Source organism: Cupriavidus sp. GW821-FHT02F09 (assembly GCF_059421605.1).
Genome location: NZ_JBWKVH010000018.1, coordinates 117,406 through 135,021, shown reverse-complemented (window position 1 = coordinate 135,021; position 17,616 = coordinate 117,406). Strand labels below are relative to the sequence as shown.

The 17,616-nt window shown below is 67.0% G+C and carries 18 protein-coding genes; 15 read left to right on the top strand and 3 right to left on the bottom strand.

Annotated features, from left to right (window positions below):
• Window positions 1-264: 264 nt before the first annotated feature.
• Window positions 265-1,296: an ABC transporter substrate-binding protein gene (locus tag AC07XB_RS21035; protein WP_183032245.1), complete on the bottom strand. Its 1,032-nt coding sequence runs from the start codon at window positions 1,294-1,296 to the stop codon at window positions 265-267.
• 71 nt (window positions 1,297-1,367) lie between these two features.
• Entirely contained in the window at window positions 1,368-2,468 is a 1,101-nt protein-coding gene (locus AC07XB_RS21030; RefSeq protein ID WP_492807126.1) for a substrate-binding domain-containing protein, read from the bottom strand.
• 35 nt (window positions 2,469-2,503) lie between these two features.
• Between AC07XB_RS21030 and AC07XB_RS21025 the strand changes: the two genes are divergently transcribed.
• The 9 genes from AC07XB_RS21025 to AC07XB_RS20985 all read left to right on the top strand — a co-directional run bounded on the left by AC07XB_RS21025 (window position 2,504) and on the right by AC07XB_RS20985 (window position 10,016).
• The gene (locus tag AC07XB_RS21025) at window positions 2,504-2,749 is read left to right on the top strand and encodes a hypothetical protein (protein WP_492372071.1); all 246 of its coding nucleotides are present in this window, start codon (window positions 2,504-2,506) and stop codon (window positions 2,747-2,749) included.
• 237 nt (window positions 2,750-2,986) lie between these two features.
• The gene (locus AC07XB_RS21020) at window positions 2,987-3,652 is read left to right on the top strand and encodes a fumarylacetoacetate hydrolase family protein (protein WP_492807475.1); all 666 of its coding nucleotides are present in this window, start codon (window positions 2,987-2,989) and stop codon (window positions 3,650-3,652) included.
• Entirely contained in the window at window positions 3,649-4,413 is a 765-nt protein-coding gene (locus tag AC07XB_RS21015) for a fumarylacetoacetate hydrolase family protein (RefSeq protein WP_492807127.1), read from the top strand. Before AC07XB_RS21020 ends, AC07XB_RS21015 begins: the two co-directional genes overlap by 4 nt.
• A 58-nt stretch (window positions 4,414-4,471) precedes the next feature.
• Window positions 4,472-5,932, top strand: a complete 1,461-nt coding sequence (gene hpaE, locus AC07XB_RS21010) for a 5-carboxymethyl-2-hydroxymuconate semialdehyde dehydrogenase (protein WP_492807128.1) — start codon at window positions 4,472-4,474, stop codon at window positions 5,930-5,932.
• Window positions 5,933-5,969: 37 nt separating this feature from the next.
• The gene (gene hpaD / locus AC07XB_RS21005) at window positions 5,970-6,818 is read left to right on the top strand and encodes a 3,4-dihydroxyphenylacetate 2,3-dioxygenase (protein ID WP_492831053.1); all 849 of its coding nucleotides are present in this window, start codon (window positions 5,970-5,972) and stop codon (window positions 6,816-6,818) included.
• Window positions 6,819-6,869: 51 nt separating this feature from the next.
• A complete protein-coding gene (locus tag AC07XB_RS21000) occupies window positions 6,870-7,259 on the top strand; it encodes a 5-carboxymethyl-2-hydroxymuconate Delta-isomerase (RefSeq protein WP_492372068.1) in 390 nt (129 codons plus the stop codon).
• Between the two features lie 63 nt (window positions 7,260-7,322).
• Complete coding sequence (gene hpaH, locus AC07XB_RS20995; RefSeq protein ID WP_416052332.1) at window positions 7,323-8,126, top strand: 2-oxo-hept-4-ene-1,7-dioate hydratase; 804 nt, start codon at window positions 7,323-7,325, stop codon at window positions 8,124-8,126.
• Between the two features lie 21 nt (window positions 8,127-8,147).
• Window positions 8,148-8,951: a 4-hydroxy-2-oxoheptanedioate aldolase gene (gene hpaI, locus AC07XB_RS20990; protein WP_492372066.1), complete on the top strand. Its 804-nt coding sequence runs from the start codon at window positions 8,148-8,150 to the stop codon at window positions 8,949-8,951.
• A 57-nt stretch (window positions 8,952-9,008) separates the two neighbouring features.
• Entirely contained in the window at window positions 9,009-10,016 is a 1,008-nt protein-coding gene (locus tag AC07XB_RS20985; protein ID WP_492372065.1) for a Bug family tripartite tricarboxylate transporter substrate binding protein, read from the top strand.
• 7 nt (window positions 10,017-10,023) lie between these two features.
• On the opposite strand, the gene AC07XB_RS20980 is transcribed toward AC07XB_RS20985, so the two are convergent.
• Complete coding sequence (locus tag AC07XB_RS20980; RefSeq protein ID WP_492807477.1) at window positions 10,024-10,830, bottom strand: DNA-binding transcriptional regulator; 807 nt, start codon at window positions 10,828-10,830, stop codon at window positions 10,024-10,026.
• Between the two features lie 175 nt (window positions 10,831-11,005).
• Between AC07XB_RS20980 and AC07XB_RS20975 the strand changes: the two genes are divergently transcribed.
• The 6 genes from AC07XB_RS20975 to AC07XB_RS20950 are packed head-to-tail and all read left to right on the top strand — an operon-like array spanning window position 11,006 to window position 17,611.
• Complete coding sequence (locus tag AC07XB_RS20975) at window positions 11,006-11,941, top strand: alpha/beta fold hydrolase (RefSeq protein WP_492807132.1); 936 nt, start codon at window positions 11,006-11,008, stop codon at window positions 11,939-11,941.
• A gap of 33 nt (window positions 11,942-11,974) precedes the next feature.
• Complete coding sequence (locus tag AC07XB_RS20970; RefSeq protein ID WP_492831054.1) at window positions 11,975-13,840, top strand: bifunctional 3-(3-hydroxy-phenyl)propionate/3-hydroxycinnamic acid hydroxylase; 1,866 nt, start codon at window positions 11,975-11,977, stop codon at window positions 13,838-13,840.
• Between the two features lies 1 nt (window position 13,841).
• Window positions 13,842-14,792: a 3-carboxyethylcatechol 2,3-dioxygenase gene (locus tag AC07XB_RS20965; protein WP_492831055.1), complete on the top strand. Its 951-nt coding sequence runs from the start codon at window positions 13,842-13,844 to the stop codon at window positions 14,790-14,792.
• Between the two features lie 17 nt (window positions 14,793-14,809).
• Window positions 14,810-15,601, top strand: coding sequence for a 2-keto-4-pentenoate hydratase (gene mhpD / locus AC07XB_RS20960; RefSeq protein WP_492831056.1), 792 nt, complete (start codon window positions 14,810-14,812; stop codon window positions 15,599-15,601).
• Between the two features lie 52 nt (window positions 15,602-15,653).
• Entirely contained in the window at window positions 15,654-16,634 is a 981-nt protein-coding gene (locus tag AC07XB_RS20955) for a Bug family tripartite tricarboxylate transporter substrate binding protein (RefSeq protein WP_492831057.1), read from the top strand.
• Between the two features lie 26 nt (window positions 16,635-16,660).
• Window positions 16,661-17,611 carry an acetaldehyde dehydrogenase (acetylating) gene (locus AC07XB_RS20950; protein ID WP_492372059.1) on the top strand — a complete coding sequence of 317 codons (951 nt, stop codon included), beginning with the start codon at window positions 16,661-16,663 and terminating at the stop codon, window positions 17,609-17,611.
• Window positions 17,612-17,616: the final 5 nt, after the last annotated feature.

Sequence of the window (17,616 nt, the reverse complement as noted above, 5' to 3'; positions counted from 1 at the left end):
CGATACTCAGACATGGGTCCCTCTTTTCCGCTCTTTTCGCCGAATCCCGAGGCGCCCCATACGGCCTTGGCACACCTCCACGGCTCGCTTCGCATCGCCGTGGGTGTTTCCCGCCCCTTGGGGCGGGAAACACGGCCGAACCGAATCGTTTATCTGACAGTGTCGTTTCTGGTCCCGCCTGGTTGGCTCCCCTCTCCCACTTGTGGGAGAGGGCGGGCGCTCGTCAAGCGCGCGATGCCGCACTCATCCACTTGCGCTCGCCGTTTAACGGACTTCCTTCAGATACTGCTCGCTGAAGCCTTTCTGCGCATCTGCCATCTTTCCGAAATCCACCGGCTTGGCGCGGGCGTAATCCGCTGCTGGCAGGAAGCGCGCTTGCACTTCCTTGGGCACGGCGGCGCTGCGCACGGGGCGCAGGTAGGCATTGGCCCACAGGGCTTGCCCTTCATCGGACAGTACAAAGTCCAGCACCTTCTTGCCTTGTGCATCGTGCGGTGCCTTGTTCACCAGGCTCATCACGTACGGCACCACCACCGTGCCTTCCTTCGGAATCACGAAGGCCACGTTGGACTTGTCCTTGTAGCGGGCGCGGTAAGCGTTGAAGTCGTAGTCCAGCAGGATCGGGATCTCGCCGGAGAGCACGCGGGCATAGGCGGTTTGCTTGGGGACGATGGGCTGGTTCTTCTGCAGGTCGCGGAAGTACTTGAAGGCCGGGCCGAAGTTGTCCATCGAGCCGCCCATCGCCTGGTTGACGGCAACCGCGCCGACGTAGCCGACAAAGGCGCTGGCCGGGTCGAGGTAGCCGATCAGGCCCTTGTACTCGGGTTTGAGCAGGTCGGCCCAGGACTGCGGCACGGGCTTGCCGCGCAGCGCGTCGACGTTGACCATGAAGCCGAGCGTGCCGGAGTGGATGGCGAACCAGTTGCCTTGCGGGTCCTTGAGGCCGTCGGGGATGTCGTTCCAGTGGGCCGGCTTGTAGGGGGCGGTGACGCCGTCCTTCTTGGCCTGGATGCCGAAGGTCACGCCGTAGTACACCACGTCCGCTACCGGGCTGCCTTTTTCGGCGACCAGCTGCGCGAGCGACTGGCCGGAGTTCTTGTTGTCATGCGGCACCGTGACGCCGGTCTTTTCCTTGATGGCGCGGATCTGCGAGGCCCAATCTGCCCATTCGGGCGGGCAGTTGTAGCAGATCGCGGTTTGCGCTGCCGCGCCCTGGCTGAATGCGCAGACGGCGGCGGCGCCGAGCGCGCTGGCGATCCGGCGCAGCGGTTTGTGCCAGGAACGGGTTGCTTGCATGGTGAACTCCTTGGGTTGCATACGAGGGCTAGGGCTAGGGCTAGGGCTGGGGGAACGCGGTGGGTGAAGGGTCATGCCGGTGCGGCTACCGTGCCGCCCAGGCGCAGGCCGTGGGGCAGCAAGGTAATGCGCCCGGGCCTGGCGCCGGATACGTTGGGTATGCCGGATACGTTGGATACGCCGGTTGCTGCGAGGCCGAAGCGCTGAAGCAACTGCGCAACGGCGCGCTCGCCGATTTCGGTGTTGGGCTGCACCACCGATGCCAGTGGCGGCTCCACCAGCGCGCCCAGCGCGATGCCGTCGTAGCCCAGCACGGAAATGTCGCGCGGCACGCGCAGGCCGAGCCGCTTCAGGTCGGAAATCACGCCGATCGCCAGCAGGTCGTTGGTGCAAAAAAAGGCGGTGGGCGCATCCGGCCCGGCGGCCAGCGCGCCGATCTGGTCAGCGTTGCTGGCGGTGTGGGTGGGCAGGCAAAGCGGTGGTGCGGCTTCCAGGCCGTGCGCGTGCATGGCGTCGCGGTAGCCCTCGAAGCGCTGGCGCGCGCGGTCGGAGGCGATGAAGGCGCCAGAGACCACGCGGATGCGGCGGTGCCCTGCCGCGATCAGGGCTTGCACGCCTTCGCGGGCGCTGCCGCGGTTGTCCACGGAGACGGAGTGGCGCTGGCCGCGCGCGGCTGCCTGGTTGTAGGCCAGCACATAGGGCACGCCTTCGGCATCGAGCTGGTCGAGCACGGCGCTGCGGGCGGCGTCGGCCACCGTGAGCACCATGCCGTCGACCCGGTGGCGCAGCAGGTATTCGATGCGCTCGCGTTCGCGCGCGGGGTCGTAGGCGCTGGTCACCAGCATCAGCGAGTAGCCGGCGGCCAGCGCGGCGTCCTCGATGCCGCGCCAGCATTCGGCGAACACGGCGTTTTCCAGGGTGGGCAGCATCACGCCAATCATCCGGCTTTGCTGCGCGCGCAGCTTGCTGCCGAGCAGGTTGGGGCGAAAGCTCAGCCGCCGTGCGGCTTCCAGCACGCGCTGCGCGGTGCCTTCGCGCACCAGCGCCGGGCTGTTGAACGCGCGCGATGCGGTGGCTAGCGATACACCAGCTGCTTGCGCAACGTCCACCAGCGTGGCGGTGCCGGCGGCGTCCGGGGCGGTGCTGCTGGAACGGTCCTGGGTGCGCTTCACGCGAGAGCTTCCGGTCTTGGTTTCGGGATCACATCGTGCGCATGGCGAACCAGGCGCGCAACAGCGGTAAAAATGAAAACGTTTTCATTCAAGCCGCAAAAAAATCGGGTCGCAAGCCTTTTTGCTGCTGCGGTGCATTAGCGCAATCGCGCTGCGGCAAGGCGAAACCCGGTACAGCGCGAATTCTGGGGATGCTGCATGACAGCACGATGACAGGCGCAGACGAGGACGCGAAGGGCCGGGCGGCTGGATCGCGGCGCCGCGGATCACAATGGGGTTGAAACTATCATGCAATTTCATTAACATGTTAATTACAGGCGGCGCCAACGGGCGATCCGCCGTCGACGATCCGCCGGCCCGGCAGCGCAAGCGCCCGGCGAGCGCGGGCGCAACCAGAGAGGAGCACGATGCGACAAGCCAGAATCGCCGCCGGCGGCCGGCCAGTGCGGGCAGTGCCGGTGGACGGTGCCACCTTGCTGCCGCTGGACGGTGGGCGCGCCCTGCGCGAGGATGAATTCATGTGGCAGCCCGCCATCACCGGCACGGTGTACGGCACGCTGCTGAACTTCAAGGGCGCGCTCGCGGCCCTTGGCGACAGTGTCAATGCGGCCCCTTACCAGGCGCCGCCTGCTGGCCCGATCCTCTACATCAAGCCGGCCAATACCCTGGCCGCCCATGGCAGCCTTGTCGCGCTGCCACCGGGCCAGGAAACCCTGGAAATCGGCGCCGCGCTCGGCATCGTGATCGGCCGGCGCGCAACCCGCATCGACCCGGCGCAGGCCGCGGACTATATCGCAGGGTACACGGTGGTGTCGGATGTCAGCGTGCCGCACGCCAGCTATTACCGCCCGGCGGTGCGCCACAAGTGCCGCGACGGCTATTGCCCGATTGGCCCGTGGGTGATGGCCAGCGAGCAGGTCGGCAACGCCGATGCGCTCAGCATGGTGGTGCGCATCAATGGCGAGGAGCGCCAGCGCAACCACACCGGCAACCTGCTGCGCCCCGTGGCGCAATTGCTGGCCGATGTCACCGCCTTCATGTCGCTCGAAGCCGGCGACGTGCTGCTGGCGGGCGTGCCCGAAGGCGCGCCGCTGGCGCGTGCCGGCGACATGGTGGAGATCGAAATCGAACACGTAGGGCGCCTGCGGCACGGCATCAAGGCAGCGCCCGGGGAGGCAGCATGAGAACCGCACGTGTAGCCTTCGATGGCCTGGTCCACACCGCGCAGCCGGCTGGCGAAGGCGCATTGCGCCTGGACGACGGCCGCGTGGTCAGCGAGCACGCCGTGACGTGGCTGCCGCCCGTGGTGCCGCGCACCACCTTCGCGCTTGGCCTGAACTATGCCGACCACGCGCGCGAACTGGCCTTCAAGGCGCCGGAAGAACCACTCATCTTCCTCAAGGGGCCGGGCGCGTTCATTGGCCACCGGGCGCATACCATCCGGCCGGAGGGCGTGAAGTACATGCATTACGAGTGCGAGCTGGCGGTGGTGATCGGCAGCACGGCGCGCGGCGTCAAGGCGGCGCAAGCTTATGACTACGTGCGCGGCTATACGGTCGCCAACGACTACGCCATCCGCGACTACCTGGAAAACTACTATCGCCCCAACCTGCGGGTGAAGAACCGCGACACCTGTACGCCGCTCGGGCCGTGGCTGGTGGACCGCGACGACGTGCCGGATCCGATGAACCTCGCGCTCACCACTACCGTAAACGGCAAGCTGACCCAGCAGGGCAGCACCCGCGACATGATCTTCGCCGTCCCGTGGCTGATCGAATACCTCAGCAGCTTCATGACGCTGGAGGCGGGCGATGTGATCCTGACCGGCACGCCGGAAGGGCTGGCCGACACGCAGCCGGGCGATGAAATCGTTACGGAAATCGAAGGGGTGGGGCGGCTGGTGAACACCATTGCCTCGGCTACCGAATACGGCAGCGGGCGCTGAAGCGAGCTGAAGCGAACCCAGGCGCACCGGGCGCACCAAATGCCAACAGGAGACAACCATGATCAAGCATTGGATCAACGGCAAGCAGGTCGACAGCAAGGACACGTTCACCACCTGGAACCCGGCCACCGGTGAAGAGATCGCCACGGTGGCCGCGGGCGGCGAGGCCGAGGTCAACGCCGCGGTGGCGGCCGCCAAGGCGGCGTTCCCCAAGTGGGCCAATACCCCGGCCAAGGAGCGCGCCCGCATCATGCGCCGCCTGGCCGACCTGATCACCGAGCACGTGCCGCACCTTGCCGCGCTGGAAACGCAGGACACAGGCTTGCCGATCGCGCAGACCGGCAAGCAGCTGATCCCGCGCGCCGCCGAGAACTTCAATTTCTTCGCCGAGGTGTGCGTGCAGATGAACGGCCGCACCTATCCCGTGGACGATCAGATGCTCAACTACACGCTCTACCAGCCGGTGGGCGTGTGCGCGCTGATCTCGCCGTGGAACGTGCCCTTCATGACTGCCACCTGGAAAGTCGCGCCATGCCTGGCGCTGGGCAATACCGCGGTGCTGAAGATGTCGGAGCTGTCGCCGCTCACGGCGGACCAGCTCGGCATGCTGGCGCTGGAAGCCGGGGTGCCGGCTGGCGTGCTCAACGTGGTGCAGGGCTACGGCGCCAGCGCCGGGGACGCGCTGGTGCGCCATCCGGACGTGCGGGCCGTATCGTTTACGGGCGGCACGGCCACCGGCAAGCGCATCATCGAGCGCGCGGGCCTGAAGAAATTCTCGATGGAACTGGGCGGCAAGTCGCCGGTGCTGGTGTTCGACGACGCGGACCTGGAGCGCGCGCTGGACGCTGCGCTGTTCACCATTTTCTCGATCAACGGCGAGCGCTGCACCGCGGGTTCGCGCATCTTCGTGCAGGACACGGTCTACGACGACTTCGTCGGCAAGTTCGCCGAACGCGCCAGGCGCTTGCGCGTGGGCGACCCGACCAGCGAGCAGACGCATGTGGGCGCCATGATTACCCAGCAGCACTGGGAGAAGGTCACGGGCTATATCCGCCTGGGCGAGCAGGAGGGTGCCACCATCCTGGCCGGCGGCGCCGAGCGGCCGTCCGGCCTGCCGGCGCACCTGCGCAACGGCAATTTCGTGCAGCCCACGGTGCTGGCCAATGTGGAAAACCACATGCGCGTGGCGCAGGAAGAGATCTTTGGCCCGGTGGCCTGCCTGATCCCGTTCAAGGGCGAAGACGATGGCCTGGCCATGGCCAATGACACCGCTTACGGCCTGGCCTCGTACATCTGGACCCAGGACGTGGGCAAGGTGCACCGCCTGGCGCGCGGCATCGAGGCCGGCATGGTGTTCGTCAACAGCCAGAACGTGCGCGACCTGCGCCAGCCGTTTGGCGGCACCAAGGCATCCGGCACGGGGCGCGAGGGCGGCGAGTTCAGCTTCGAGGTGTTTGCTGAGGTGAAGAACGTTTGCATCTCGATGGGCGGGCATCATATTCCGCGCTGGGGCGTTTGAGCGCAGCCCGCACCAAAACAAAACAGGAGACACCGCCATGGGCAAGCTATCCCTCGCCGCCAAGGTCACGCACGTGCCGTCGATGTACCTGTCCGAGCTGCCGGGCAAGCACCACGGCTGCCGTGAGGCGGCGATTGCCGGGCACCGCGAAATCGGCCGGCGCTGCCGGGAGCTGGGCGTCGACACCATCGTGGTGGCCGATGTGCACTGGCTGGTCAACGCCGGCTACCACGTCAACTGCAATGCGCACTTCGAGGGCATCTACACCAGCAACGAGCTGCCGCATTTCATCAAGGACATGGCCTACGCCTATGACGGTAATCCCGAACTGGGCCGGCTGATCGCCAGCACCGCATGCGAGCAGGGCGTCATGACCCGCGCCCACGAGATCACCAGCCTGGAGCTGGAATACGGCACGCTGGTGCCGATGCGTTACATGAACGCAGACCGCCATTTCAAGGTGGTTTCCATCGCGGCCTGGTGCGCCTGGCACCAGCTCGATGAGAGCCGCCGCTTTGGCGAGGCGCTGCGTGCGTCCATCGAGGCCAGCGATGCCAATGTGGCGTTTCTCGCCAGCGGCTCGCTGTCGCACCGCTTCAACGACAACAACAGCCCCGAGGAGAGCATCCACCAGATCAGCCGCGAGTTCTTCAAGCAGGTGGACCTGCGCGTGGTGGAACTCTGGAAGCAGGGCGACTGGGCCACCTTCTGCCGCATGTTGCCTGAGTACAACGAGCACTGCATCGGCGAGGGCGGCATGCATGACACCGCCATGCTGCTGGGCCTGCTGGGCTGGGACAAGTACGAGCGCCCGGTGGAGATCATCACCGACTACTTCACCAGCTCGGGCACCGGCCAGATCAATGCGATCTTCCCGGTGTGCTGAGGGATCACCGATCACGGATTACGATTCACGCTTTATCGGAGAGGCCTGCCAATGCCCCACATCATCGTCGAGTACACGGACAACATCCGCGCCGACGCGCGCGTGCCCACCCTGCTCAAGACCATCAACGACGTGCTGATCGCGCAGGACGGCGTGTTTCCCATCGGCGGCATCCGCTCGCGCGCGCTGGCGCTGGCCGACTACCGCATGGCCGACGGCGAGGAGGACTACGCCTTCGTCCACATCACGCTGAAGATCGGCGCCGGGCGTCCCGAGGCGGCCAAGAAGGCGGCATGCGATGCGCTCTTCGAGGCTGTCAAGGCGCACTTTGCCGAGCTATATGCGCGGCGCTACCTGGCGCTGTCAATGGAGCTGGTCGAGTTCAACGAGGGTGGCAGCTACAAGCACAACAACGTGCACGCCCGTTTCAAGAAGGCCTGACCGGTTCCACCGTCGACCAACAGGCCCCTGCGCACAACGCTCAACGCTTCCCACGGAGACCCCATGCTCAGCCCAGAGCTGATCCACCAGATCGCCCATCGCCTGCACGGCGCAGAGCAATCGCGCCGGCAGATCCGGCAAATCTCGCTGGACCACCCTGACATCACGATTGAAGACGCCTACGCCATCCAGCGCGAGTGGCTGGCCCACAAGCTGTCCGAAGGCCGCACCATCAAGGGCCACAAGATCGGCCTGACCTCGCGCGCCATGCAGCTTTCCTCGCAGATCGACGAGCCTGACTACGGCACCTTGCTGGACGACATGTTCTTCCAGGACGGCGCGACGATCCCGCCGGGGCGCTTTATCGTGCCGCGCGTGGAGGTGGAGCTGGCCTTCGTGCTGGACAAGCCGCTCAAGGGGCCGAACTGCACGCTGTTCGACGTGTATGACGCTACCGCCTACGTGATCCCCGCGCTGGAGATCATCGATGCGCGCAGCCATGGGATCGACCCCGACAGCAAGCGCCCGCGCAAGGTGTTCGACACCATCGCCGACAACGCGGCCAATGCCGGCGTGGTGATGGGCGGGCGCCCGGTGCGGCCGTTCGATGTGGACCTGCGCTGGGTCTCGGCCATCATGTCGCGCAACGGCGTGATCGAGGAAACCGGCGTGGCCGCCGGTGTGCTCAACCATCCCGCCAACGGCGTGGCATGGCTGGCCAACAAGCTGCATCCGCATGGCGTGGGCCTGGAAGCGGGCGAGGTGATCCTCGGCGGCTCCTTCACGCGGCCGGTGGCGGCCAGCCCGGGTGATACATTCCACGTGGACTATGGCGCGCTGGGCGCCGTGGCCTGCCACTTCGGCTGAACGCCTGACCCGGACGCCATCATGGAAATCCCCCTCAATACCTTCAAGCGCGCGCTTGCCGCCAACGAGCAGCAGATCGGTCTGTGGCTCGGCCTGGCCAGTCCCTACACCGCCGAAGTACTGGCCGACGCCGGCTTCGACTGGCTGCTGATCGACGGCGAGCACGCACCCAACACCGTGCCGTCCATCCTGGCGCAACTGCAGGCGCTGGCCGCCTATCCCGTGCGGCCGGTGGTGCGTGCGTCGTGGAACGACACCGTGCAGATCAAGCAGTTGCTTGACCTGGGCGTGCAGACCCTGCTCGTGCCGATGGTGCAGGACGCGACCGAGGCGGCCGCCGCGGTTGCCGCCACCCGCTACCCGCCGCAAGGCGTGCGCGGCGTGGGCAGCGCAATGGCGCGTGCCTCGCGCTGGAACCGTGTCGGCGGCTACCTGGCCCAGGCCAACGGCGAGATGTGCGTGCTGGTGCAGGTGGAGACGCGCGCCGGGCTTGCGCACCTCGATGCCATCGCCGCCACCGAAGGCGTGGATGGCGTGTTCATCGGCCCGGCGGATCTCGCCGCCGACATGGGCCATCTCGGCAACCCGGGCCACCCGGACGTGCAGAGCGCCATCGCCGACGCCATCGCGCGCATCCGCCGCGCCGGCAAGGGCGCGGGCATCCTCAGCGCGGACGTGGCGCAGTCGCGGCAGTACATGGCGCTGGGCACGACGTTCACCGCCGTTGGCGTGGATGCCACGATGCTGGCCCGGGCGGCAGAGAGTCTTGCCGCGCAGTTCAAGGGCCAGGGCAGTGCGGGGACCAGCCAGGATAAGACGTACTAGCTGCGGATTGCACAAAGCAAAAAAACAAACAACAGAAGAATCGGAGGAGACCCAATCATGCAAGCAAACGCCTGCGCCCGGCGCACGCGCCTCTATGCCATGGCGCAGCATGCTTCGCGCGTTGCCACAGGATTGGCGATAGCGCTGGGCGGGACCAGCGCCGCTCACGCCGCCGACCCCGCCGCACGCTGGGTGGTGCCCTACACCGCTGGCGGCGGCAGTGACCTCGCCACGCGCATCGTCGCGCAGAAGATCGCGCCGGCCATGCACCAGAACTTCGTGGTCGACAACAAGCCGGGCGGCGCCACCATCCTCGCCGCGCAGGACGTGGCCAAGGCGCGTGCCGACGGCGCTACGGTGCTGACTGCCGGGCAGGGTACGCTGGTACTTAACCCGGCGCTGTATCGCAAGCTACCCTATGACGCCGCCAGGGATTTCACGCTGGTGACCTCCCTGGTGAAGCTGCCCGTGATACTGGTCGCCAACCCAGCCTTGCCGGTAAAGACCTTGCACGAGTTCATCACGTGGCTGAAAGCGGGGCAGGGCAAGGCCACCTATGCCTCTGTCGGCACCGGCAGCCCCCACCACCTGAGCGCCGAGCTGCTGCTCGACCGCGTGCAGGCTAGCGCCGTCCACGCGCCGTATAAAGGCACGCCACCCGCGTTGCAGGACGTGGCGGGCGGGCAGGTCGATTTCATGATGGCCGATCTCTCGGCCGCGGTGCCGTTGATCCGCGCCGGCCGGCTGCGCGCCATCGCGCTGCCCGCGGAGCAGCGCTCGGCGGTGCTGCCGGATGTGCCAACCTTTGCCGAGGCCGGGCTGGCTGGCTTCACGGCATTCGCGTGGCAGGGCGTAGTGGTCCCGGCCGGCACGCCGCCGGCCTCGGTCGACAAGCTTAACGCGGCCATTGCCGCAGCGCTGAAGGACCCGGCGGTGGTCAAGCAAATGCAGGAGCTTGGGCTGGAGCCCATGGGCGATAGCCGGGCGGGCTTTGCCGCGTTCGTGGACAATGAGCGCGCCAAATGGGGCGCCTTGATCCGCGCGCACAAGATCGTGCTGGATTGAGCCTAGCCTAAGTGGTCCGCCGCGCGGGCGCCGGCGAGGCCATGGCTGCCTGCACGCGGCTGGCTATGTCCTGCAGCGGTGCCACGAAGCGCTTGACCGCCTCCTGCTCGCTCAGGGCGCGCGCGAGATACACCACGTTGAGGCTGCCGCGCACGCGGTCCGCGTGCCGGATCGGCACGGCGACCGCGCCGATCTTGCGCTGCTCCAGCCAGTCGCCGCGATTCGACCCAAAGCCATCCTCGCGCACGTGCGCAACCAGCTTGCGCACATAGGCGGCGTTGTTGGCCAGCGCTGCCTGCTCATCGCCGCCGCCACCTGAGCGCAGCAGGTTGAGGATGTCCTCCCGTTCCCCTTCGCCACAAAACGCGAAATAGGCCCGCCCGGCGGCCGTCGACAGCATCGGCAGGCGCCGCCCGACCATGGCGCGGTGAAAGGACAGCGGGCTGAAGCGGTGCGTGGTCTCGCGAATGATCATGGCGTCGCCGTCGGGCGTCGTCAGGTCCGACGGCCATAGCACGCGCTGCAGCAGCTCGCCCATCAGCGGCGCGGCGATGGTGGAGATCCACTCATCGTCATTGAAGCCTTCGCTCAAGGCCCTGACCTGCAGCGTCAGGCGATAGCTGTCGTCCGAGTCGCTGCGGCGCACGAAACCCTCCGCGATCAGCGTTTCCAGCAGGCGTCTGACCGTGGTGCGGTGCAGCCCGGTCAGCTCGCTCAGCTGCTGCGCGGTCCCGCGCCCGCTTTCCATCCGGTTCAGCGCCTTGAGCACGTCCAGGCCACGGGTCAGCCCGCGCACGCTGGCGTAAGGCGAGATGCGGCGATCAGGCACCCCAGGTATTCCAGGCATTCCAGGCATAAAAAACCCTTTTAAATCAACGTTGTGCACTCCTTGCACATTCTGTTCGTTTTTTTGTCCGGATGCAATCGGCTCTCTACACTCCGCTGTACCAGTTAGCCATTCAAAAACATTCACGAACGAAGGAGACACGATGTCGACCGCTGCCACGCCCCTCAAGTCCGTCCCGTCCAGCCAGCCCGAGCTGCCGTTCCAGAGCATCTGGGGCGAGTTGCGCGGCGTCTCCTTCAGCCAGGGCTGGCTCGATGCCAAGGGCATCCGCACCCGCTACCTGCATGCCGGCAGCAGCGACAAGCCCGCTTTGATCCTGTTGCACGGCGTCGGCGGCCACGCCGAGGCCTACGTGCGCAACCTGCAATCGCATGCCGAGCATTTCGACGTATGGGCCATCGACATGATCGGCCACGGCTGGACCGACAAGCCGGCGGGCGGGCGCGAGATCTCCGATTACGTCGACCACGTGATCCGCGTGATGGATACCCTCGGCATCGCGCGCGCTGCGTTCAGCGGGGAATCGCTGGGCGGCTGGGTGGCCTCGCGCCTGGCGATTGACCACCCCGAACGCGTGGAGCGGCTGGTGCTCAACACCGCGGGTGGCTCGCAGGCGGACCCGGTGGTGATGGAGCGCCTCAAGACGCTGTCCATGCGCGCCGTGGAAGAACCGGGCTGGGATTTCATCAAGGCGCGCGTGGAATGGCTGATGGCCGACAAGGCCAAGGCCTTCGACGACCTGATCGCCACGCGTCAGGCCATCTACGCGCAACCGGGCATGGTCGAGGCCCAGCGCGGCAACATGGTGCTGCAGGACATGGAAACGCGCCAGCGCAACATCCTTCGCGCCGAGCACTATGGCCGCATCAAGGCCCCGACGCTGGTGCTGTGGACCTCCGACGATCCCACGGCCGATGTGTCGGAAGGACGGCGCATCGCCACCATGATTCCCGGCGCGCTGTTCACGGTGATGGACGGTTGCGGCCACTGGCCGCAGTTCGAGGATGCCGACACCTTCAACCGCATTCACCTGAATTTCCTGCTCGGCAATGCCGTGCCGGAAGCGGCCACGGTTTAAGCCGGCAAGTACCGGACAAGCAGGAGAGGAGACATGAACAACGCCATCGAGATGGCGGGCGCAGACGCTCGTCCGCGGGATCTGGACACCGACGTCGCCATCATCGGCGCCGGCCCGGTGGGCCTGATGATTGCCAACATCCTTGGGCTGCAGGGTGCGCGCGTCGTGCTGGTCGAGAAGCTGGACCAGATCATCGACTACCCCCGCGCCATTGGCCTGGACGACGAGGCGCTGCGGGTGTTCCAGTCCGTTGGCCTGGCCGATGCACTGCTGCCGCATACCACGCCGCACCACTGGATGCGCTTTGTCACGCACACCGGCCGCTGCTTTGCGTCGATCGAGCCGCGCACCGACGAGTTTGGCTGGTCCCGCCGCAACGCCTTTATCCAGCCGCTGGCGGACCGGATCCTGTACGAGGGCCTGCGGCGCTTTCCCCATGTACAGGTGCTGTTCGGCCACGGCGTATCGGCCTTCACGCAGGACGAACACGGCGTGACGATCCGCGCGGAAGACGCGCACGGACGTATCACCGCCATCCGCGCCGCCTACCTGGCCGGCTGCGATGGCGGCAACAGCGTCGTGCGGCGTACGCTGGACGTGCCCTTTGAAGGCCGCACCAAGCCCAACCAGTGGATCGTGGTGGACGTGCGCAATGACCCGATCGGCACGCCACATATCTACATGCACTGCGACCCGACGCGTCCCTATGTGTCGGCCGCGCTCCCGCACGGGATCCGCCGCTTCGAGTTCATGGTCATGCCCGGCGAGACGGAAGAGGAGCTGTCCCGGCCGGAGAACCTCGCCGCGCTGATCCGCAAGGTAGTGGCCGATCCGGACAAGGTCGACTACATCCGCAAGCGCGTCTACACCCATAACGCGCGCCTGGCGCGGACGTTCCGCGTCAAGCGCGTGCTGCTGGCGGGCGACGCGGCGCACATCATGCCGGTCTGGCAGGGGCAGGGCTACAACAGCGGCATCCGCGACGCGAGCAACCTGGGCTGGAAGCTGGCGATGGTGGTCAAGGGCGTGGCGCAGGACCGGCTGCTGGATACCTACAGCATGGAGCGCCGCGCTCATGCGCGCTCGATGATCCACCTGTCCGAAGTGGCGGGCGATATCTTCGCGCCCGCCAGCCGCTTCGGCGCGTCGCTGCGCGATGGCCTGACCTGTGTGCTGAACGTGTTTCCCTCGGTCAAGCGGTACTTCGTGGAGATGCGCTTCAAGCCCATGCCGCGTTATGAATCGGGCGTGGTGCTATTGCCCGAGCGCCAGGGTGACGACCGGTTCCTCGCGCGCTTGCTGGAGCGCTCCGGCAACTCGCCGCTCGGACGCATGCTGGGCCTGATGAGCGAGAAGCGGGATTCGCTGGTTGGCCGGCTCGTTCACGGCCGCGATCCGGCGGGAAGCTCGCCGGTTGGGCGCATGTTCATCCAGCCAATGGTGCGGACCGAGCAAGGTCATACCGTGCGCCTGGACGACGTGATCGGCAATCGCTTTGCCATCATCGCCTGGGGCGCGGACCCGACCTTTGGCCTGACGCCACAAGCGCGCACCGTCTGGGAAAAGCTGGGCGCGTGCTTCGTCATGGCCAAGCCCGATACGCAGCTTGCCTATCGCGACGACGTGCCGCAAGGGGTGATCGCCATCGGCGACACTGCCGGGCGTCTCAAGGATTGGTTCGGCAAGCTGCCCGGCTCCGTGGTGCTGCTGCGCCCCGACCGCTTTATCGCCGGGTTGTGCTCGCCGCAGCAAGTGTCCGATGCCATCCAGGCGCTGGCCGCAAAGCTCGCGCTGTCCGACGCGTCACCGTCGGCTGACGCTGCGCCGGGCGCTTTGCCCGCGCAGCCAGGCACGCAGCCGGCGCGCGACCACGCCATCGCCTTTGCGCGGGGAGCCTGACATGCCGATGCATCTCGAATGCCTGTCCCACACGCCGCTGCACGGCTACCACGATCCCGCGCCGGAGATCGTGGCCGAAGTGGAGCGCGTGCAGGCCGCGGCGCGCGCTCGCGTGCAAGCCTTTGCGCCGGAGCTGGTGGTGGTCTTTGCGCCGGATCACTTCAACGGCTTCTTTTACGACGTGATGCCGCAGTTCTGCATCGGCGTGGCGGCCAGTGCCATTGGCGACTTCAAGAGCCTGGCGGGCCCGCTCGATGTGCCGCGCGCCACCGCGCTCGCGATGGCGCAGGCGGTGCTGGACCGCGACGTGGATGTGGCCGTGTCGTACCGCATGCAGGTGGACCACGGCTGCGCGCAGGCGCTGGAAGTCCTGCTGGGCGGGCTGGACGTTTGCCCGGTCATCCCTGTCTTCATCAACTCGGTGGCGCCGCCCATGGCAACGTGCCGGCGTGCGCGGCTGCTTGGCGACGCGATCGGACGCTTCCTGCAGGGCCTGGGCAAGCGTGTGCTGGTGGTGGGGTCGGGCGGCATCTCGCACGAGCCGCCCGTGCCGGAAATCGCCTCGGCCGATGCGCAGGCCGCCGAGCGCCTGATTGCCGGGCGCAATCCGCCGCCCGAGTCGCGTGCTGCCCGCCAGGCGCGTACCGTGGCCGCCGCGCAAGCGTTCACCAAAGGCGACAGCCCCCTGCATCCGCTCAATCCGGCATGGGACCGCGCCTTCCTGGAACGGCTGGCCGGCGCAAACCTTGCAGCGGTGGATGCCATGCGCAATGACGACATCACGCGCGACGCCGGCAAGTCGGCGCACGAGATCCGCACCTGGATCGCCGCCTTTGGCGCGCTGGCGGCCGCCGGGCCTTACCAGGCATCGATCGAGTACTACCGGCCCATCGACGAGTGGATCGCAGGCTTCGGCGTGATGCAGGCCCAGCCCGCCACCGGGCACGCATAACCCAACCAGGACCAACCATGTCAAACCAGGAAATGACGCTCGCGCTCGCCAGGCGGCTGCGCGAGGCAGAGCAGAGGCGCACGCCGGTCGAGCCGCTGCGCGGCGAAATCCCGCCGGGCGATGCAGCGATGGCTTATGCCATCCAGCGCGCCAACGTCGACGCGTGGCGGGCCCAGGGCCGCCGCGTGGTTGGCCGCAAGATCGGCCTGACCTCGCTCGCGGTGCAGCGCCAGCTTGGCGTGGACCAGCCCGACTTTGGCACGTTGTTTGCCGACATGGTCTTCGGCGACGACGAGCCGATTCCGCTCGCCCGCACCCTGCAGCCGAAGGCCGAAGCCGAGGTCGCGCTGGTGCTGAGCCGCGATGTCCCAGCTGAGGATGCGACGTTGGTCGACCTGATCAACGCCGTCGCCTACGTGCTGCCTGCGATTGAAGTGGTCGGCAGCCGCATCCGCAACTGGGATATCTCGTACGTGGATACGGTGGCTGACAACGCCTCCAGCGGCCTGGTGGTGCTGGGCGCGGTGCCGGTGCTGTTGGCTGGCCTGGACCTGAAGACCGTGAAGATGGAAATGCTGCGTGATGAGGAGCGAGTTTCCACGGGTTCCGGCGCGGATTGCCTTGGCCATCCGCTTAACGCCGCAGTCTGGCTGGCCCGAAAACTGGCCTCGCTGGGGGACCCGTTGCGTGCCGGCGACCTGATCCTGACCGGTGCGCTGGGGCCGATGGCGGCCGCGGCGCCGGGGCAGTGCTTCGAGGCCCGCATCAGCGGCATCGGCAGCGTGCGGGCACGGTTTGCGCCGGGGTGACGCGCGGCGCCTCAAGCTTTTTCATCTCATTAAAAATACACAAGGAGACAACATGCAACCCACCAGATCCATCCTCGCAGGCGCATTGCTCGTGACCGCCGGCGTGCTTGGCAGCGCCCCCGTCCATGCCGACACGTTCCCCAGCCACCCGCTGACCATCGTGGTGCCGTTCCCCGCCGGCGGCGTGACCGACATGATTGCGCGCCAGATGGCGCAGCAGATGCAGACCGGCCTTGGCAAGCCGGTCGTGGTCGAGAACCGTCCCGGCGGTGGCGGCCAGATCGCGGCGCAATCGGTCAAGCGAGCTGACGCGAATGGCTACACCATGTTCGTGGCCGCCACCGAAATGTTCGCGATCAATCCCGGCCTGTACCGCAATTTCTCGTACGACCCGCTCAAGGATTTCAAGCCGGTGACGGCACTGGCGTCGTCGCCCCTGGTGCTGGTGGTGCCGCAGGGCAGCCCCGTCAATTCCGTCAAGGACCTGGTAGCGCTGTCCAAGAGCAAGCCGAACGGCGTGAACTATGCCTCGCAGGGGATCGGCTCGATCGGCCACCTGCTGGGCGGCTTGTTTGCCGACAAGGCTGGCGGTCACATGACGCACGTGGCTTACAAGGGCTCCGCCCCGGCCTTGCAGGACGTGATGGCCGGGCAGGTCGACATGATGTTCGACCCGGTGATCACCACCTCGCCGCTGATCAAGGGCGGCAAGGTCAAGCCGCTGGCCATCGCCGCGCCGCGCCGCTCGCCTTCGCTGCCGGACGTACGCACGCTCTCCGAACTCGGCATCGGCGGGCTGGATGCCGGCGTCTGGTTTGGCATGGTGGTCAAGGCCGGCACGCCCGATGCCATTGTCGCGCGTCTCAACGAGGCCGCGCTCAAGGCGCTCAAGGCACCCGAGGTGACCAAGCGCTTTGCCGACCAGGGTCTGGAAGCGCTGCCCATGACGCCGCAGCAGTTCGGCGCCTTCCTCAACAGTGAAAGCACGCGTTGGGCCCCGCTGGTCAAGGCCAGCGGCGCCAGTGTGGAATGACGCAAGAGATCCAACAGGAGAGATCCATGACCCGCAAACTGAAGGCCGCCATCATCGGTTCCGGCAATATCGGCACCGACCTGATGATCAAGATCCTGCGCCACGGCGCGTACGTCGAGATGGGCGCGATGGTCGGCATCGACCCGGCATCGGACGGCCTGGCGCGCGCCGCGCGCCTGGGCGTGGCGACCACCCACGAAGGCGTGGAAGGACTGACGCGCCTGCCGGTGTTCGGCGATATCGATGTGGTGTTCGATGCCACCAGCGCCGGCGCGCACGTGAAGAACGATGCGTTCCTGCGTGGCCTGCGGCCGTCGCTGCGCATGATCGACCTGACGCCGGCGGCCATTGGCCCTTACTGCATCCCGGTGGTCAACGGCGATGCGCACCTGGACGCGCACAACGTCAACATGGTCACCTGCGGCGGACAGGCCACCATCCCCATGGTGGCGGCCGTATCGCGGGTGGCGCCGGTGCTGTATGCCGAGATCGTGGCCAGCATCTCCAGCAAGAGCGCGGGCCCCGGCACGCGCGCCAACATCGACGAATTTACCGAGACCACGTCCAAGGCGATCGAAGCGATCGGTGGGGCCAGCAAGGGCAAGGCCATCATCGTGCTCAACCCGGCCGAGCCACCGCTGATCATGCGTGACACGGTGTATTGCCTGAGCGAGATGGCGGACGAGGCCGCCATCGCCGCGTCGATCGACGCCATGGCCGCTGAGGTGCGGCAATACGTGCCCGGCTATCGCCTCAAGCAAAAGGTGCAGTTCGACCGCATCCCGGCGGATGCGCCGCTGGTGGTGCCCGGGGTGGGGCGTGTGAGCGGGCTCAAGACCTCGGTGTTCCTGGAGGTGGAAGGCGCGGCGCACTACCTCCCGGCCTACGCCGGCAATCTCGACATCATGACCAGCGCCGCGCTCACCATCGCCGAGCGGATGGCGAGCTCCATGCTTGCCCAGCGCGCCGCCGCCTGACTCAC

Coding starts and splice junctions, on each gene's coding strand:
- AC07XB_RS21035 (WP_183032245.1), bottom strand. CDS start 1,296: ATGCAAGCAACCCGTTCCTGGCACAAACCGCTGCGCCGGATCGCCAGC.
- AC07XB_RS21020 (WP_492807475.1), top strand. CDS start 2,987: ATGTGGCAGCCCGCCATCACCGGCACGGTGTACGGCACGCTGCTGAAC.
- AC07XB_RS21015 (WP_492807127.1), top strand. CDS start 3,649: ATGAGAACCGCACGTGTAGCCTTCGATGGCCTGGTCCACACCGCGCAG.
- hpaE (WP_492807128.1), top strand. CDS start 4,472: ATGATCAAGCATTGGATCAACGGCAAGCAGGTCGACAGCAAGGACACG.
- hpaD (WP_492831053.1), top strand. CDS start 5,970: ATGGGCAAGCTATCCCTCGCCGCCAAGGTCACGCACGTGCCGTCGATG.
- AC07XB_RS21000 (WP_492372068.1), top strand. CDS start 6,870: ATGCCCCACATCATCGTCGAGTACACGGACAACATCCGCGCCGACGCG.
- hpaH (WP_416052332.1), top strand. CDS start 7,323: ATGCTCAGCCCAGAGCTGATCCACCAGATCGCCCATCGCCTGCACGGC.
- hpaI (WP_492372066.1), top strand. CDS start 8,148: ATGGAAATCCCCCTCAATACCTTCAAGCGCGCGCTTGCCGCCAACGAG.
- AC07XB_RS20985 (WP_492372065.1), top strand. CDS start 9,009: ATGCAAGCAAACGCCTGCGCCCGGCGCACGCGCCTCTATGCCATGGCG.
- AC07XB_RS20975 (WP_492807132.1), top strand. CDS start 11,006: ATGTCGACCGCTGCCACGCCCCTCAAGTCCGTCCCGTCCAGCCAGCCC.
- AC07XB_RS20970 (WP_492831054.1), top strand. CDS start 11,975: ATGAACAACGCCATCGAGATGGCGGGCGCAGACGCTCGTCCGCGGGAT.
- AC07XB_RS20965 (WP_492831055.1), top strand. CDS start 13,842: ATGCCGATGCATCTCGAATGCCTGTCCCACACGCCGCTGCACGGCTAC.
- mhpD (WP_492831056.1), top strand. CDS start 14,810: ATGTCAAACCAGGAAATGACGCTCGCGCTCGCCAGGCGGCTGCGCGAG.
- AC07XB_RS20955 (WP_492831057.1), top strand. CDS start 15,654: ATGCAACCCACCAGATCCATCCTCGCAGGCGCATTGCTCGTGACCGCC.
- AC07XB_RS20950 (WP_492372059.1), top strand. CDS start 16,661: ATGACCCGCAAACTGAAGGCCGCCATCATCGGTTCCGGCAATATCGGC.